This is a genomic window from Polaromonas sp. SP1 (assembly GCF_003711205.1).
GTDB lineage: Bacteria > Pseudomonadota > Gammaproteobacteria > Burkholderiales > Burkholderiaceae_C > Polaromonas.
The window spans coordinates 3,776,856-3,792,769 of record NZ_CP031013.1 but is presented as its reverse complement, the minus strand read 5'-3'; the positions used below and the strand labels follow the sequence as shown (position 1 = coordinate 3,792,769).

Annotated in this window: 16 protein-coding genes; 10 read left to right on the top strand and 6 right to left on the bottom strand. The window is 63.4% G+C overall.

All coding sequences use genetic code 11. The features are described 5' to 3' along the window. Window positions 1–13 precede the first annotated feature (13 nt). From hflK to DT070_RS17985, 8 genes are all read left to right on the top strand, one after another. The gene (hflK, locus tag DT070_RS18025) at window positions 14–1,432 is read left to right on the top strand and encodes an FtsH protease activity modulator HflK (protein ID WP_122956639.1); all 1,419 of its coding nucleotides are present in this window, start codon (window positions 14–16) and stop codon (window positions 1,430–1,432) included. An 11-nt stretch (window positions 1,433–1,443) separates the two neighbouring features. Beyond that, window positions 1,444–2,349, top strand: coding sequence for a protease modulator HflC (gene hflC, locus DT070_RS18020; protein WP_122956638.1), 906 nt, complete (start codon window positions 1,444–1,446; stop codon window positions 2,347–2,349). 5 nt (window positions 2,350–2,354) lie between these two features. After that, window positions 2,355–2,543 carry a DUF2065 domain-containing protein gene (locus tag DT070_RS18015; protein ID WP_122956637.1) on the top strand — a complete coding sequence of 63 codons (189 nt, stop codon included), beginning with the start codon at window positions 2,355–2,357 and terminating at the stop codon, window positions 2,541–2,543. 142 nt (window positions 2,544–2,685) lie between these two features. Beyond that, window positions 2,686–3,876 (top strand): ATP phosphoribosyltransferase regulatory subunit, encoded by a 1,191-nt coding sequence (locus DT070_RS18010; RefSeq protein ID WP_122956636.1) that lies wholly within the window; start codon window positions 2,686–2,688, stop codon window positions 3,874–3,876. A gap of 52 nt (window positions 3,877–3,928) precedes the next feature. Further along, entirely contained in the window at window positions 3,929–5,272 is a 1,344-nt protein-coding gene (locus DT070_RS18005; RefSeq protein WP_122956635.1) for an adenylosuccinate synthase, read from the top strand. 85 nt (window positions 5,273–5,357) lie between these two features. After that, window positions 5,358–5,882 carry a phosphoribosyltransferase gene (locus DT070_RS18000; protein ID WP_122956634.1) on the top strand — a complete coding sequence of 175 codons (525 nt, stop codon included), beginning with the start codon at window positions 5,358–5,360 and terminating at the stop codon, window positions 5,880–5,882. A gap of 238 nt (window positions 5,883–6,120) precedes the next feature. After that, window positions 6,121–7,299 (top strand): PLP-dependent transferase, encoded by a 1,179-nt coding sequence (locus tag DT070_RS17990; RefSeq protein ID WP_122956633.1) that lies wholly within the window; start codon window positions 6,121–6,123, stop codon window positions 7,297–7,299. Between the two features lie 55 nt (window positions 7,300–7,354). Continuing rightward, on the top strand, window positions 7,355–7,540 hold the full coding sequence (locus DT070_RS17985) for a hypothetical protein (protein WP_122956632.1): 186 nt from the start codon (window positions 7,355–7,357) through the stop codon (window positions 7,538–7,540). Window positions 7,541–7,708: 168 nt separating this feature from the next. Here DT070_RS17985 and mnmH read toward each other — a convergent pair whose 3' ends face one another. Further along, window positions 7,709–8,776, bottom strand: a complete 1,068-nt coding sequence (mnmH, locus tag DT070_RS17980) for a tRNA 2-selenouridine(34) synthase MnmH (protein ID WP_122956631.1) — start codon at window positions 8,774–8,776, stop codon at window positions 7,709–7,711. Next, window positions 8,773–9,390, bottom strand: coding sequence for an arylesterase (locus DT070_RS17975; protein WP_369973957.1), 618 nt, complete (start codon window positions 9,388–9,390; stop codon window positions 8,773–8,775). Before DT070_RS17975 ends, mnmH begins: the two co-directional genes overlap by 4 nt. Window positions 9,391–9,502: 112 nt before the next feature. Between DT070_RS17975 and DT070_RS17970 the strand changes: the two genes are divergently transcribed. After that, window positions 9,503–10,249, top strand: coding sequence for an ABC transporter ATP-binding protein (locus DT070_RS17970; RefSeq protein WP_228778451.1), 747 nt, complete (start codon window positions 9,503–9,505; stop codon window positions 10,247–10,249). Between the two features lie 112 nt (window positions 10,250–10,361). Here the strand turns inward: DT070_RS17970 and DT070_RS17965 are convergent, their stop codons facing one another. Together DT070_RS17965 and DT070_RS17960 are read right to left on the bottom strand one after the other, a co-directional pair. Beyond that, a complete protein-coding gene (locus DT070_RS17965) occupies window positions 10,362–12,713 on the bottom strand; it encodes a protein kinase (RefSeq protein ID WP_122956630.1) in 2,352 nt (783 codons plus the stop codon). 53 nt (window positions 12,714–12,766) lie between these two features. Further along, entirely contained in the window at window positions 12,767–13,645 is an 879-nt protein-coding gene (locus DT070_RS17960) for a DUF3365 domain-containing protein (protein ID WP_122956629.1), read from the bottom strand. 243 nt (window positions 13,646–13,888) lie between these two features. Between DT070_RS17960 and rlmB the strand changes: the two genes are divergently transcribed. Further along, the gene (rlmB, locus tag DT070_RS17955) at window positions 13,889–14,644 is read left to right on the top strand and encodes a 23S rRNA (guanosine(2251)-2'-O)-methyltransferase RlmB (RefSeq protein WP_122956628.1); all 756 of its coding nucleotides are present in this window, start codon (window positions 13,889–13,891) and stop codon (window positions 14,642–14,644) included. Between the two features lie 2 nt (window positions 14,645–14,646). Here the strand turns inward: rlmB and DT070_RS17950 are convergent, their stop codons facing one another. Beyond that, on the bottom strand, window positions 14,647–15,240 hold the full coding sequence (locus DT070_RS17950; protein WP_122956627.1) for a chromate transporter: 594 nt from the start codon (window positions 15,238–15,240) through the stop codon (window positions 14,647–14,649). Further along, window positions 15,237–15,812 carry a chromate transporter gene (locus DT070_RS17945; RefSeq protein ID WP_122956626.1) on the bottom strand — a complete coding sequence of 192 codons (576 nt, stop codon included), beginning with the start codon at window positions 15,810–15,812 and terminating at the stop codon, window positions 15,237–15,239. The genes DT070_RS17950 and DT070_RS17945 overlap by 4 nt, the downstream gene beginning before the upstream one ends. Window positions 15,813–15,914 lie beyond the last annotated feature (102 nt).

The window sequence follows — 15,914 nt, the reverse complement described above, 5'->3', positions numbered from 1 at the left end:
TGAGTTTGATCCCATGAATCTGAACCCCGTGCTGCAGACGTTGACGACCTTGCCAGGCCGGCTCAAGCAACGCGCCCAAGGCATGTTCAATCTCAATGATCCGCGCTGGGGTCGGGACGATGACAAGGCGTCGCCCGATGACGCAAAGCCCGAAGCCCCCCGGGAGGACAGGGAGCCTCCCCGGCAAGCCAACCGTCCGCAGGGGCAAGGCCCCAATCAGGGCCCGCCCGACCTGGACGAGCTCTGGCGTGATTTCAACCGCAAGCTGGGCGGGCTTTTCGGCGGCGGCAAAAACAACCCCAATCGCGGTGGCTTTGGCCGCGGCAATGGCGGAAACAACGGCGGCAACGGCGGCGGTTTCCAGCCTGACATGAAAAGCGCCGGCATCGGCGTTGGGCTGATCGCCAGCGTGGCGGTGCTGATCTGGCTCGGAACGGGCTTTTTCATCGTTCAGGAAGGGCAGCAAGCCGTCATCACCCAGTTCGGTAAATACCATTCCACAGTGGGCGCCGGTTTCAACTGGCGCATGCCTTATCCGGTCCAACGCCACGAAATCGTCGTGGTCACGCAAATCCGTTCGGTGGATGTGGGCCGCGACATCATCATCAAGGCCACCGGCCTGCGTGATTCAGCCATGCTGACCGAAGACGAGAACATCGTTGAAATCAAGTTTGCGGTGCAGTACCGTCTGAACGACGCGCGCGCTTACCTGTTTGAAAGCAAGGATCCCGGTGCCGCGGTGGTTCAAGCGGCGGAAACGGCCGTGCGTGAAGTGGTCGGAAAAATGAAGATGGACCTGGCCCTCGCTGAAGAGCGCGACCAGATCGGGCCGCGTGTGCGCGTCTTGATGCAAACCATTCTTGACCGCTACAAGGTCGGTGTTGAAGTGGTGGGCATCAACCTCCAGCAAAGCGGTGTGAGGCCTCCCGAACAGGTGCAGGCCGCATTCGATGACGTGCTCAAGGCCGGCCAGGAGCGTGAGCGCGCCAAGAATGAGGCCCAGGCCTACGCCAACAACGTGATTCCGCGCGCCGTCGGTTCGGCCTCGCGCCTCAAGGAAGAGTCGGAAGCCTACAAGGCAAAGATCGTCGCGCAGGCACAGGGTGATGCGCAGCGCTTTCGCTCTGTGCTGACCGAATACCAGAAGGCGCCGCAGGTGACGCGGGACCGGATGTACACCGACACGATGCAGCAGGTCTATTCCAACGTTACCAAGGTGCTGGTCGAATCCCGCCAGGGCTCCAACCTTCTGTACCTTCCTCTGGACAAGATCATGCAAATGACCGCGCAGGGCGACGCAGCTGCCGCAGGCGAAGCGCCGCTGGCTTCCGGTTCGGCCTTGCCGGCCACCCCGGCCGCGCCGGTGTCCAGCCTGCCCCTCGATGCCCGCTCCCGCGACACCGCTCGTTCGCGTGAACGCGAAACACGCTAAGGAAGACGATTGTGAATAGAGTTGGATTTATTGTTTCTTCGCTGCTGGTCCTCCTGGCGCTGCTCAGTTCCACGTTGTTTGTGGTTGATCAACGCCAGTTTGGCGTGGTCTATGCCCTGGGGCAGATCAAGGACGTGATCACGGAGCCGGGCCTTCATTTCAAGCTGCCGCCGCCGTTCCAGAATGTGTCATACATCGACAAACGCCTCCTGGTGCTCGACAGCGTTGATGCGGAACCCATGCTGACGGCTGAGAAGCAGCGCGTTGTGATCGACTGGTATGTGCGTTGGCGCATCACGCAGCCGAGCGAATACATCCGCAATGTCGGGCTTGACGAAAAGGCGGGTGCCAACCAGCTCAACCGTGTGGTCCGCAACGCCTTCCAGGAAGAAATCAACAAGCGCACCGTCAAGGATTTGCTGTCGCTCAAACGCGAAGCGCTGATGGCCGACGTCAAGCGCGAAGTGCTGCAGGCAGTGCAGGGCGCCCAGCCCTGGGGTGTGGACGTCGTCGACGTGCGCATCACGCGCGTGGACTATGTAGAGGCGATCACCGATTCCGTCTACAAGCGTATGGTCGCCGAGCGCCAGCGCGTAGCCAACGAACTGCGCTCAACCGGCGCTGCCGAAGGTGAAAAAATCCGCGCCGACGCCGACCGCCAGCGTGAAGTCACCATTGCCAATGCCTACCGCGACGCGCAAAAAGTCAAAGGTGAGGGCGACGCCGAAGCTGCCCGGGCGTATGCCGAATCGTTCGGCCGCGATCCGCAGTTCGCCCAGTTTTACCGCAGCCTCGATGCCTACAAGGCCAGCTTCAGCAAGAAGAGCGACGTGATGGTGCTCGACCCCTCATCCGACTTCTTCAAGGCGATGCGCGGCCCCGGCTCCGGCAGCGGCGCTGCGCCCGCCAAAAAATAAGCGCGGTGGACGCAGACACCATCTGGCAGGCGCTGGCTCTGGTGCTGGTGATTGAAGGGCTCTTGCCGTTCATCTCCCCGGGTGGCTGGCGTCGCATGTTCGAGCAGATACTCGCCCTGGGCGACGGCCAGATCCGCTTCTTCGGGCTGTGCAGCATCGTGATCGGTCTGGTGCTGCTGGCCCTGCTGGCCTGAACTGCGCAGCCTTCTTCAGCAGGCCTGCACCAAGGTTTCAACTGCTGTATTTCCGCCTCATGGCCTTCTCAGGTGACCGGTGAGCCGAAAACCGGCTTCAAGCCCGGTAAAATGCTGTTTTTAACAGCCCACGAAAATCACAATGCCCGCCTGGTCGTCATCATGGCAATTGCCCGATCAAATTGCCGATGTCCTGCCCTCCGAGGCGCGCCACATCGAAGAGCTGCGCCGCCTGTTTCTGGACACGGCCCGCAGCTATGGCTATGAACTCGTCATGCCGCCCTTGCTGGAGCACCTGGAGTCGCTCCTGACAGGCACCGGCGAAGCGCTGGATTTGCAGACGTTCAAGCTGGTCGACCAGCTCTCCGGCCGCACTTTGGGATTGCGCGCCGATACCACGCCCCAGGTGGCCCGCATTGACGCCCACCTGCTCAACCGCAACGGGGTGGCCCGCCTTTGCTACTGCGGCCCCGTGCTGCACACCCGCACAGACCGCCCCCATGCCACCCGCGAGCCGCTGCAGTTCGGCGCCGAAATTTACGGCCACGCCGGGCTGGAGGCCGACCTTGAAGCCCAGCAATTGGCGCTTGAAGGTCTCAAGGCCGCCGGCGTCACCGATTTGAGCGTTGACATGGCCGATGTGCGCATCGTCAACAGCCTGCTGGCCGGCGCCACCGTCAACGCCAAAACCCTGGCGCTCATCCACGCTGCGCTCGCCGCCAAAGATGCCAGCGAGCTGGCAAGCCTCGTGGCCGGCCTCAAGGATGGCATTTCTGCCGAAGCGCGCGAGGGCCTCAAGGCGCTGCTGCAGCTCTACGGCGACGAGAAGGTGCTGGCGGAGGCGGAAAAAGTTTTGCCGCCTTCGACGGGCCTGAAGGCCGCCTTGCAAAACCTCAAATGGCTGGCGGCCCACACCGGCGGCGAAAAGGGCGACGTCAAGGTCAGTTTTGACCTGGCCGATTTGCGCGGCTATGCGTATTACAGCGGCACCCGCTTTGCCATCTACGGGCAGGGCGCCGAGCTGGCGCGGGGCGGCCGCTATGACGAAGTCGGCGCCGTCTTTGGCCGCAACCGTCCGGCGGCAGGCTTCAGCCTGGACTTGAAAGAGCTCGTCAGCGTGCTGCCTCCCCGGCCCCTGAAGGCCGCCATCCGCGCGCCCTGGGGTGAAGACGCCGGCCTGCGCGCGGCCATCGCCCGCCTGCGCGCCGGCGGTGAAACCGTGGCCTGCGTGTTGCCGGGCCATGAACACGAAGTCAATGAATTTGATTGCGACCGTGAACTGGCCAACGCTGCCGGTCAATGGGTGGTCCAACCCCTCCAGAAAGCCGCGTGAGGCCTTGTGCCACGCCAGGCTTGATCCCGACGAACCTTAACGAGAATTGAAGATGACAAACAAACAAACCGCAACTGCGGGCCGCAATGTCGTGGTCGTGGGCACCCAATGGGGCGACGAGGGCAAAGGCAAGCTGGTCGACTGGCTCACCGAGATGTCGCAGGGCGTGGTGCGCTTTCAGGGCGGCCACAATGCCGGCCACACGCTGGTGATCAACGGCGTCAAGACAGCGCTGCACCTGATTCCCAGCGGCATCATGCGCCCAGGCGTGAAGTGCTACATCGGCAACGGCGTGGTGCTGTCTGCCGCCAAGCTGTTTGAAGAAATCGAAGGGCTTGAAAAAGCCGGTGTTGAGGTCCGCTCGCGCCTGCGCGTCAGCGAAGCCTGCCCGTTGATTTTGCCTTTCCACGTCGCGCTGGATGTCGCGCGCGAAGCCTATCGCGAGAAAGGCGGCACGAGCAAGATCGGCACCACCGGCCGCGGCATCGGCCCCGCCTATGAAGACAAAATCGCCCGCCGCGCCTTGCGCGTTCAGGACCTGAAATACCCCGACCGCTTTGCCGCCAAGCTGCGCGAGCTGCTGGACCTGCACAACTTCGTCCTGACCGGCTACCTGCATGCGCCGGCCGTTGATTTCGACACGGTATACGCAGAAGCCATGCGCCATGCCGAGTTGCTCAAGCCCATGATGGCCGACGTCTCGCGCGAACTGAACGACGCCAACGAGGGCGGCGCCAACCTGCTGTTTGAAGGCGCGCAAGGCACCTTGCTCGACGTGGACCACGGCACCTACCCCTATGTGACCTCCAGCAACTGCGTGGCCGGCAATGCGGCCGCCGGCGCGGGTGTGGGCCCGGGCATGCTGCACTACATCCTGGGCATCACCAAGGCCTATTGCACCCGCGTGGGCGGCGGGCCTTTCCCGACCGAGCTCGACTGGGAAAAACCGGGCACCGTGGGTTACCACCTCAGCACCGTAGGCGCTGAAAAAGGCGTGACCACCGGGCGCAGCCGCCGCTGCGGCTGGTTTGACGCCGCGCTGCTCAAGCGCTCGGCCCAGGTCAACGGCTTGTCGGGCCTGTGCATCACCAAGCTCGACGTGCTGGACGGCATTGAAGAACTCAAGCTTTGCACCGGCTACGAGCTCGACGGCCACATCACCGACATCCTGCCGATGGGCGCCGAAGACATCGAGCGCTGCAAGCCGATTTATGAAACCCTGCCGGGCTGGAGCCAGAGCACCGTGGGCGTGACGCAATACGACAAGCTGCCTGCGGCCGCCCAGAAGTACCTGCACCGCATCGAAGAAGTCACCGGCGTGCCGATTCACATGATCTCCACCAGCCCGGACCGCGACCACACCATCTTGCTGCGCAACCCCTACGCGGCAGCCTGAACAGGCATCCGGAAAAATTTTAGCCAAACAGGCCTGCAGCCCAATAAAGACGTGGGCAGGCAGCTACTAAATCAGGAGCAACCTCATGTTGACAGAAGACGGCAAGCATCTCTATGTGAGCTATGACGAATACCACAACCTGATTGAAAAACTGGCGATCAAGATCCACCAGTCCGGCTGGAAGTTCGACACCATCCTGTGCCTGGCCCGAGGCGGCATGCGCCCCGGCGACATCCTCTCGCGCATCTTCGACAAGCCGCTGGCCATCATGTCCACCAGCTCCTACCGCGCCGACGCCGGCATGACGCAGGGCAACCTCGACATTGCACGCTTCATCACCACCCCCAAAGGTGAGATCGCCGGCAAGGTCCTGCTGGTCGACGACCTGGCCGATTCGGGCCACACGCTCAACGCCGTGATCCACCAGCTCAAGAACAACTACAAGCCCATCACCGAGCTGCGCAGCGCCGTGATCTGGACCAAGGGCGTTTCCACCTTCCAGCCCGACTATTCGGTGGAGTTGCTGCCCACCAATCCGTGGATCCATCAGCCGTTTGAAGGCTATGACTCGCTCTCGCCTGAGCAGCTCATGGAAAAATGGAAGATATAAGCCCCCACGCTTTTCATTTCGTGTAATGCGCGAGGCCTTGCAGGCCGCGGCTCGCGAGACGCTTCGCCTCTGTCGCCCGTCCAAACCTGCGCAGGCAGGCTTGGAGCCGCGGGCTCCAGCCCCTCGGGGCCGCCCGCCTGCGGTCTGGCGAAGCCAGTCCCGCGGCTCATGCTTGAATGGGAGAAGGGCGCTTGGCTGTAGCTCTTCAAGTCCCTGGGCTTGCCGTTAATATCCGTGGATGAGCGAAATATCCACCACCCTGATCCACCATCCCTATAAGCCGCCAGCCGGGTTTGACTCGATTCCGCCCGGGGTTTACAAGGCTTCCACCATTGCCTTTCCGACTGTCGCTGCGCTGCGCAGCCGTGACTGGAAGCACAAGACCGGCTACACCTACGGCCTGCACGGCACGCCGACCACTTTCACGCTGGAAGAGCGCATTGCCACGCTGGAAGGCGGCACGCATTGCACGTTGGTGCCCAGCGGTCTGGCGGCGGTGGTGTTGGTGGGCATGGCGCTGCTCAAGGCCGGCGACGAGCTGCTGATTCCCGACAACGTTTACGGGCCCAACAAGGCCTTCGCGCAGGGCGAGCTGGCCGCCTGGGGCATCACGCACCGGTTTTACGACCCGATGAACCCCGCCGACCTGGCGGCCAAGCTGAGCGCCAAAACCCGGCTGGTGTGGATCGAGGCGCCGGGCTCCATCACCATGGAGTTTCCCGACATGCCCGCGCTGGTCGCGGCCGTCAAGGCGCACAAGGATGCGCACGCCGGCGGTATCGTGACTGCGCTCGACAACACCTGGGGCGCCGGCCTGGCCTTCAATGCGTTTGACCTGGGCATCGACATTTCAGCCCAGGCCCTGACCAAATACCCCAGCGGCGGCGCCGATGTGCTGATGGGCTCCGTCGTGACGCGCGATGAGGCGCTGCACCACCTCATCCACTTTTGCCACATGCGCGTGGGTTACGGTGTCAGCGGCAACGATGTCGAACTGGTGCTGCGGGGCCTGAACAGCATTGCCCTGCGTTATGCCGCCCAGGACACCGCCACGCGCACGTTGGCCGCCTGGCTCCAGACCTTGTCTCAAGTTGCGGCTGTGCTGCATCCGGCTTTGGCCGGCTCACCCGGTCATGAGGCCTGGAAGCGGGACTGCACCGGCGCGGCCTGCCTGGTCAGCGCCGTGTTCAGGCCCGAATTCACGCAGGCGCAGATCGACCGCTTCTGCGACAGCCTCAAGCTCTTCAAGCTGGGCTACAGCTGGGCGGGGCCCATGAGCCTGTGCGCGCCTTACGACATCCCGGCGCTGCGCACCATGCCCTGGCCTTACAAGGGCGGTTTGGTGCGCTTTTCAGTGGGTCTGGAGGCTGTCGCTGACTTGCAGGCTGACATTGCCCAGGCCCTGGAAAACGCTTGATATTGCCTGACGGCAATGCAGTACAGTAAGGGTTACTTATTCACGAAAGCACGCAGTGGCAACTCCCAATTACTCTTACGAAAAGCGCCAGAAAGAGCTTGCGAAAAAACGCAAAAAAGAAGAAAAGCTCAAGCGCAAGGCGGAGGGCAAACCGGATGATGCCTCTGACGACGGCACGGAGACGCCCGACACGGAGGGCGATGCACCCGCCGGTGGGCCTCCTGCAGACCCGATGCCCTGAAGCACAAATTCTTTGAATAAAAACTGCTTCCAGCCCTTATAGAACATACGCAAGCAGCTATCAATTTGGTAGCAAAAGAAGAGACGGACGAATCTGAGCCGCCTCAGACAAGTCAGGCAAACATCGCCAAACCCGGCCTCACCCCAAGGTGTCGCCGGGTTTGTTGTTTCAGGTGTGGATTTTTTCGGCGATCAGGGCGCGCGCCAGCACACCCATCGCCGCCAGGCTGCGGTCTTGCGGCGCCAGGACACGGGCCGAGGTATGTTGCAAAAAGTTTCGCTGCATCGATTGCAGGTAGCCCGGGTCGTAATGCTTCTGCAGCAGTTCGTGAACGACTGACGCTACATCTCCGCTGCGCGCGCGGGCCTGCCAGTCCTGCACAATGGCTTTGCTGCGGGCCTCTGTCAGGGCGCCCAGCCGCTCGCAGAAGAAGGGGATATCCCTGACGAAAAAGTCATAGTCCTCCAGCAGCAGTGCCACGCGCTCGTCCTGCGGCAACGCGATCTGCAGGCAGGGGCTGGCCCGCATCGCGGCGATGAGGCCTTCCGGCACTGCCACGTTGCCGACCTTTTTACTTTCGCTTTCAATGTAGACAGGCCTGGCCGGGTCAAAGCTGCGCAGAGTGGACCAAATGCCGCTGTCAAAGGCCTTCTGGCTGGGTTGCTCCACGCCGGGGATCGCGCCCAAGACCGAGCTGCGGTGGTTGGCCAGGCCTTCCAGGTCCAGCACCTGGGCGCCTTCGGCCTTGAGCGCCTGCAGCAGCCGCGTTTTACCCGAGCCTGTAGGGCCACACACCACCTGGTAATGAAAGCGCGCCGCCAACTGCGGCAAATCGGCCACCAGGGCCGCGCGGAATGCCTTGTAGCCGCCGTCCACCAGCGTGATCCTGAAGCCGATCTGGTCCAGCACCAGCGCCAGCGCGCCGCTGCGCTTGCCGCCGCGCCAGCAGTAAATCAGCGGCCGCCACTCCCGGGGTTTGTCCAGCACGTCCCGCTGGATGTGTTCGGCGATGTTTTTGGCGACCAGCGCGGCGCCCAGTTTTTTGGCTTCGAACTGGCTGATCTGCTTGTATTTGGTGCCGACGATTTTGCGTTCTTCGTCGTGCAGGCTCGGCCAGTTCACCGCGCCCGGCAAGTGGTCCTCGGCGTACTCGCCTTCACTTCGGGCGTCGATCACATCGGAAAAGCCGCCCAGGCTGACCAGGGCCTCTTCGGCGGAAATGCGGTCCAGGCTCACTTGAGGAGTTTCTTCAACTCAGGCCACACGTTGGCCAGCATGCGGGCCTGCGACTGCTCGTTGGGGTGGATGCGGTCCGCCTGGAAGTTGGCGACGGGGTCGGCCACGTCGGCAACGCCTTTGAGGAAGAAGGGCACCAGCGCCACCTTCTCTGCTTTGGCGATCTTGCTGAAGAGGCCTGAGAACGTTGCGGCATAGGCGCTGCCGTAATTTGGCGGGACCTGCATGCCCACCAGCAGCACGCGGGCGCCGGCCTTTTTGGCGGTCTGGGTCATGGTGCTCAGGTTTTTCTCGGTCATGTCCAGCGGCAGGCCGCGCAGGGCGTCGTTGCCGCCCAGTTCAATCACGACGACTGCCGGTTTGTGCTGGGCCAGCAGGGCGGGCAGGCGGGAAAGCCCGCCGGAGGTGGTGTCGCCGCTGATGCTGGCGTTGACGACCCGGGCGTTCTTTTTTTCGTCGCTGAGCTGCTTTTCGAGCAGCGGCACCCAGCCCGTGCCGCGCTTGAGGCCGTACTCGGCGCTCAGCGAATCACCGACGACCAGGATGGTGTTGCCTGGCGCAGCGGCCGGCGCCTGGGGTGTTTGCGGTGTTTGCGCGCCGGCCGTGCTTGCCATGCCCATCAGGGCGGCTACCAGCAACGTTGCCCAAGGCTTTACCAAGGTCTTTGCCGCCGCCGCCAGGCCAAGCTTGGTAAAGTCTGATTTCACATTTTCTGACAAGGCTGACATGTTTGAACCCGCGGTTAGTGGCGTGAATGGTGTTGCAAGCGGCGCAGATGCTTCACGGGCATCCGGAGCGTCCACTTCTTCAATTATTTCCGTTGAGCATGTTTTCAAGTCGGTCACCGACTCCACCGGCACACTGACCATTTTGCGCGATATTGATTTTGCGCTCGCCGCGCGTGAAACCGCCGCCATCGTGGGCGCCTCCGGCTCGGGCAAAAGCACCTTGCTGTCCATCATCGCAGGGCTGGACACGCCCACCCAGGGCACCGTCCGGCTGGCGGGGCAAGACCTGTTTGCCCTGGGCGAAGACGACCGCGCCGCACTGCGTGCCCAGAAGGTCGGCTTCGTATTCCAGAGCTTCCAGCTCATGGGCAACCTGACCGCGCTGGAAAACGTCATGCTCCCGCTGGAGTTGTCGGGCACCAAAAACGCCCGTGCGCAGGCCACCGACATGCTCAAGCGCGTCGGCCTGGGCGAACGGCTGGGCCACTATCCCAAGGTGCTGTCGGGCGGTGAGCAGCAGCGCGTGGCGCTGGCAAGGGCTTTTGTGGTGCAGCCGGCCGTGTTGCTGGCCGACGAACCCACCGGCAGCCTGGATTTCGCCACCGGCGAAACCGTCATGGCGCTGATGTTCGAGCTCAACCGCGAGCTCGGCACCACGCTGGTTCTGGTCACGCACGACCAGGCGATCGCAGCGCGCTGCGAGCGGCGCATCACCATCGATGCCGGCCGGGTCAGCGCCGCCTGATGCCGCGTATTCGTCGCGGCATTTAAAGATTTAAGGGAAATACGGCTCCAGCCCAGGTGGAGCATGGGCATTGTGCTATAAAAAGTATAGCGGCCGCCGGCCTGGTGTCTGCTCAGTGCCCGGTGTGCAGTTTTTGCACCGCCGCCACAAATTTGGCCCGGTCGTCGGCCTTGTCGATGTGCTGCGCTAGCGCCTCGACCAGGTTTTTGAAGGCGGGCTGGCGGCCGGCTTCCCTGCGCACCAGTGTTTTGGCCAGCGGGCCGATGTGCTGGCTCAGCGCGCGCTCCAGCTGGGCCTGCAGTTCGGCGCTGAAGGTGTGCACGTTGATGGACGTGGACGTCGGTGAGGACGGCGAAGATGGTGAGGACGGCGATGACACCGAAGTCCGTGAGGACGGAAACGACGAGGTGGACGGGCGCGACTGCCCCATCGGCTGACCGGACAGCCGGCTTGCGTCGCTGCGCGGCATGTTCGACACCGGCATGGACACCGGGCGGCTGGGGTTGCCGCTGACGCTTGCGGTCATCCCGGTACGGGGGCTGCTGGCGCCATGCGGCGCGGAATGCACCGGTGCGCTGGTGTTGCTGCGCGGCTTCAAAAAGGTTTCCCGCGCCGTGGCGTCGGGTATCGACACCGCCAGCAGGTCGCGCAGGCCCTGCGCGCTCACGGTGCGCGGCAGGGCCTTTTTCACCAGCACCCTGGCCAGCGGCCCGATCGCCTTGGCCAGTTCATTTTCGATGTCCTGCACCATCTCCGGCGTCAGCGAGGCGAGGGCGGCGAACGAGGCCGTATGCTCAAACTCCAGGTTGCGCCCGGGCGGCGCCGGCGGCGCGGCGTTCGGGTCCAGCACGGCATAGATCTCGTGCGAGCGCAGGTGCTTGTCCATGTGCGGGCCGAGGTAGTCGAACAGGCTGGCCGCCGTGTCGGTGATGCGTGAAATGACGTCGTAATACGCGCGCGAAACCACGATCTGGTTGGGCCTGGAAAAATCCATGATGCGCTGGGCCACATTGATGCCGTCGCCCACCACGTTGACGCGGTTGTTGATGTCGAACACCATGCGGATCGGGCCCAGGTGCAGGCCCACGCGCAGCGACAGCTTGCGGCCGTATTTGTGCACCAGCAGGTCGCGCAGCAGCAGGGCCGATTGCAGGGCTTCTTCCGGGTCGCCCAGAAAGCAGATCGCCGCACCGTCGCCGGTGTCGATCATGATGCGCGAGGATTCCTTCACGCCGCCGATGGCTTTGGTGATCAGTTCGTTGAACAGCGTCTTGATCTGCACCTGCTGGTCCACCGAATAGGTGGAGTAAGACACCAGGTCCAGGAACATGATGGTGCCCAGCACGTTCTTGCGCAGGTTCTCGGCGCTATTGAGCGGAATCGACTGCGAATTGGCGGCGTAGGCCAGCAGGGCGTTGTCGACCGGTGTGCTCGCAGAGGTCTTGCTCTCCACCGTTGCGATGCTCATGGCGGGCGCCGGCGCTGGGGCCACGGTGGTGTTGCCGCCGACGGCCGCCGCGCGCAGCGTTTGCGTCTTGAGGAAGTCTGAACTCAGCAGCGCCTGGCGCAAAGCGGCCACGTCCTGCGGGCGCTGGGTTTCGTTGGGCGTCATCGCCCAGTCGATGGCGCGCAGCAAAGGCGCGCCGAAGACCACCGCGCTGGCGGTGTCGGCCGCCTTGGGCATGGAATCTTCACGCACGCGTGACGCGGACTCCATCGGCTTGTGGCCGGTGGTCATCCAGTACATCACCGCGCCCAGCGAATAGACGTCCGTCCACGGCCCTTGGTGGCCTTTGCTGTGGTACTGCTCAAACGGCGCAAAACCCGGGCTCACGATGTTGGTCATGTCGTGGTTGCCGGTAAGGCGCCGCGCCGCGCCGAAGTCCAGCAGCACGGGGGTGCCGTCGGCGCGGATATAGATGTTGTCCGGCTTGATGTCGCGGTGCAGGAAGTTCACTTTGTGCACGGCTTCCAGGCCGTCCATCAGCGGGTAAATGATCTTGAGCAGGCTTTGCTGGTCCAGCGCGGGCTGCTTGGCCAGCCAGCGCTTGAGCGGGTCGCCCGACTCGTACTCCATCACGATGTAGGCAGTGCCGTTTTCCTTGAAGTAGCGCAGCACGCGCACGATGTTGGGGTGCTTGAAAGACGCCAGGGCCCGGGCTTCGTCGAGGAAGCGCTCCAGGCCCCACTGGAACTGGGCCTTGTTTTCGGTCGACCGGACGCTGACCGACAGGTCGGCCGCGCGCACGGCCAGTTCACCCGGAAAGTACTCCTTGATGGCGACCGGCAACTGCAGGTTGATGTCCTGCGCCAGGTAGGTGATGCCGAAGCCGCCGCCGCCCAGCATTTTGTCGATGCGGTATTCGAAGACGGTCTGCCCCGGCAGTAGCGCGGCCACGTCCCCGCTCTCGCCGCCGGCAGGGCGCACCGGCAGGGTTCGGGTTTTTTCTTCGGGTTCGCTCATTCGGCCGGCGCGTTTGTCGGGGGGTGTTTCAGCAAGTCAGCGCGTGCCGCGCATCAGTCGCCGCGGTCGATCATCTGCATGGCTTTTTCCAGGCTGCGGCGCATGCGGTTGAACGAGCTGCCCAGCACGGCCACCTCATCCTTGCCGCCATCGGCAAACTCGGGCACATCGAAGTCGCCGGTGCTGACTTTGTCGGCGGCCTGCGACATGCGGCGGATGGGCCGCACGATGAGCCAGCTGAGCATCAGGTTCAGCACCACAAAGACCACGGCGAAGACCGCCGCCAGGGACGCCATGAAGGTCTTGAAGGTGCGGTCGGCGTTGCGGATGGGGATGTCCATGGGAACGGTCACCACCTGCGCGCCGATGATTTCGTTGTGCTTCCAGCCAAAACCGTTGGCCTCGCCGTAGATCTTGATCATGCTGGCAGGCGCATTGGCCGGCACGCTGTGGCACTGCAGGCAGGCCGCGTTGGTGATCTGGATGGGCTTGGCGATGTACAGCAGCCGGCCGGTGGCGGCGGGCCGCTCGGAAATCAGCTCTTTCGAGTCGGCGTTCTGGCGAAACTGCTGGACGATGTCGGCTTCCCAGTCGGTGGCGCGGTCACGCGGGTTGGTCGGGTTCAGCGTGGCTTCCTTGTAGCCGTAGTCGCGGTATTTTTTCTGGATGTGGCCCAGCGTTTCGGTGGCGGCGTAGGCCGGCACGGTTTGCGGCAAAAAGACTTCCTCGAGCTGCTTGTCCAGGTGGGGCTTGACTTGCTCGACGGTGTAGGCGCGCACCGAAAGCGCCGTATCCATCATCAGCCTGGCGTTGCGCAGCACTTCTTCGCGGGCGTTGTCCTGCAAAAGCTGGCGTGACAAATAGCCAGCGGCCCCAAAGCCGGCCAGGAAGACCACGATCAGCACCAGATTGAATTTGAGTCTCAAGCCCATAAGGTCTCCGATGTGCGCCGTCTCGCGGCGCCAGTTATTTAATTGAATGGGTGAACAACTTGTTACTATTTTAGTCTTGCCGCAGCCGGGATTGTGTCCGCTTGTCGCGGCTGATACACCGGTAGTAATGCCGTTGACGGCCAGCAAGGCAAGCAGAGTCCTTGTCCGCGCCCTTGCCAGCGCCCGGCCAGCCCGGAAATGCTCTGGAAATGCTCCGGAAATGGCAGGGGCGATAATCCTTGGATGTCTTCTTCCCCCAAAGTGCTTTTTGGCTTTCATGCCGTCGGTGTCCGCATCAAAACCGCCCCCAAATCCGTCCTGGAGGTCTTTTTTGATGTTTCACGCCGTGATGCGCGCATGCGCCAGTTCACCGACCGGGCCCGCGAAGCCGGCATCCGGCTGATCGAATCCGACGGCCTGCGCCTGGCCAAGATGTGCGGCAGCCACGGCCACCAGGGCGTGGTTGCACGGGTCGACGCACTGGCCCATGTCAAGTCGCTGGATGAGCTGCTGGAGCAACTGGAGGAAGCCGGTACAGCGCAGCCACTGCTGCTGGTGCTTGACGGCGTGACCGACCCGCACAACCTCGGCGCCTGCCTGCGGGTGGCCGACGGCGCCGGCGCCCACGCCGTGATCGCCCCCAAAGACCACGCAGCGGGCATCAACGCCACCGTGGCCAAGGTCGCCAGCGGCGCTGCCGAGACCATGCCTTACTTCATGGTGACCAACCTGGCGCGCACCCTGAATGAGCTCAAGGAACGCAATATCTGGTGCATAGGCACCAGCGACGATGCCGAAAAAACGATATACGACGTGGACTTGAAAGGCCCGGTCGCCCTGGTGCTGGGCGCCGAAGGCGAGGGCATGCGCCAGCTGACGCGCAAGACCTGCGATGAACTGGTCAGCATCCCGATGCACGGCGCGGTGGAAAGCCTGAACGTGTCGGTGGCCAGCGGCGTGTGCCTCTACGAAGCGCTGCGCCAGCGGCGCCCCGTTTAGATTTAGATCAGCCCGTACCAGCCGAGCAGGGCGCCCGCGCCCAGCAGCCACAGCAGGTGAATCTTGCTGCGCCAGACGATGACGGCCGAGGCCGCCGTTACCAGCCAGACCGGCCAGTCTTTGAGTGAACTGCCGTTGGCGCTGGCCAGAATCCAGCTGGTGGCGATCAGCAAGGCCACCACGATGGGGCTCATGCCCTGCTTGAAGGCCCGTACCGCCCGCAGTTCGCGGTTGCGGTGGCCCCATTGCGCGGCCGTATAGGTCAGCGTCGTGCTGGGAATCAAAATGCCCAGCAGCGCCAGGAAGACGCCCAGCAAGCCGGTCAGCATGCCGCCGGCGTTCAGACCCACATTCCAGCCCAGCAGGGCGATGAACAGCACATTGGGCCCCGGCGCCGCCTGCGCGATGGCGATGGAGGCGTTGAATTGCGCGTCGGTCAGCCAGTGCTGCTTGTCGACCAGGAAACGGTGCATGTCCGGCGCGGTGCTGATGGCCCCGCCCACAGAGAGCAGCGACAGCGAGAGGTAGTGCAGGAACAGGTCAAACCAGTCTCGCGCGCCGAAGGCCAGGTGCAGCGTTTGCAGCGGCTCGTTCATGGCTTGAGCCTCCGGTAGGCCAGCATGCAGGCCAGCACGCCCAGGGTGAGCAACACATAGGCCAGCGGAATGCGCAGCAGCGCAATCGCCACAAAACACAGCACACCCAGGCCGGTGCACAGGCGCAGGCCCAGCACGTTGGTCTTCAGCGCGCCGAAAAGCTTCAGGCCCGTCGCGGCAATCAACCCGGCCGCCACTGCTCCCATGCCGCGCAAGGCGCCCGCCACGCCGGGGTGGCCGGCAAACTGGGCGTACAGCACGGCCAGCACCAGCACGAGCACCAAAGGCACGGTCAGCATGCCGGCCAGCGCCACCATCGCACCCTTCAGGCCGAAGTAGCGCCCGCCCACCATCAGCGAGAGGTTCACCACGTTGGGCCCCGGCATGATTTGCGCCACGGCCCAGTCTTCAATGAACTCCTCACGCGTCATCCAGCGCTTCTTTTCGACCAGCTCGCGCTGCACGATGGCCAGGACACCGCCGAAACCCTGCAGGGCCAGCAAGGTGAATGAAACAAAGAGGTCGGTGAGGGATTTGGGTTGCGGACGGTCCGGGGCGGGTGGAAGGCTCATGCCTGAATTATCGCCGCTTCATCGATGCACCACGGGCCCGCACCGCTAAGCCGAGGAGACTTCAGTGCTACTAAAAAGATAGCTAAAGGCCTAATCAGGACG

Coding starts and splice junctions, on each gene's coding strand:
- hflK (WP_122956639.1), top strand. CDS start 14: ATGAATCTGAACCCCGTGCTGCAGACGTTGACGACCTTGCCAGGCCGG.
- DT070_RS18010 (WP_122956636.1), top strand. CDS start 2,686: ATGCCCGCCTGGTCGTCATCATGGCAATTGCCCGATCAAATTGCCGAT.
- DT070_RS18005 (WP_122956635.1), top strand. CDS start 3,929: ATGACAAACAAACAAACCGCAACTGCGGGCCGCAATGTCGTGGTCGTG.
- DT070_RS18000 (WP_122956634.1), top strand. CDS start 5,358: ATGTTGACAGAAGACGGCAAGCATCTCTATGTGAGCTATGACGAATAC.
- DT070_RS17990 (WP_122956633.1), top strand. CDS start 6,121: ATGAGCGAAATATCCACCACCCTGATCCACCATCCCTATAAGCCGCCA.
- DT070_RS17975 (WP_369973957.1), bottom strand. CDS start 9,390: ATGGCAAGCACGGCCGGCGCGCAAACACCGCAAACACCCCAGGCGCCG.
- DT070_RS17970 (WP_228778451.1), top strand. CDS start 9,503: ATGTTTGAACCCGCGGTTAGTGGCGTGAATGGTGTTGCAAGCGGCGCA.
- DT070_RS17965 (WP_122956630.1), bottom strand. CDS start 12,713: ATGAGCGAACCCGAAGAAAAAACCCGAACCCTGCCGGTGCGCCCTGCC.
- DT070_RS17960 (WP_122956629.1), bottom strand. CDS start 13,645: ATGGGCTTGAGACTCAAATTCAATCTGGTGCTGATCGTGGTCTTCCTG.
- rlmB (WP_122956628.1), top strand. CDS start 13,889: ATGTCTTCTTCCCCCAAAGTGCTTTTTGGCTTTCATGCCGTCGGTGTC.
- DT070_RS17950 (WP_122956627.1), bottom strand. CDS start 15,240: ATGAACGAGCCGCTGCAAACGCTGCACCTGGCCTTCGGCGCGCGAGAC.
- DT070_RS17945 (WP_122956626.1), bottom strand. CDS start 15,812: ATGAGCCTTCCACCCGCCCCGGACCGTCCGCAACCCAAATCCCTCACC.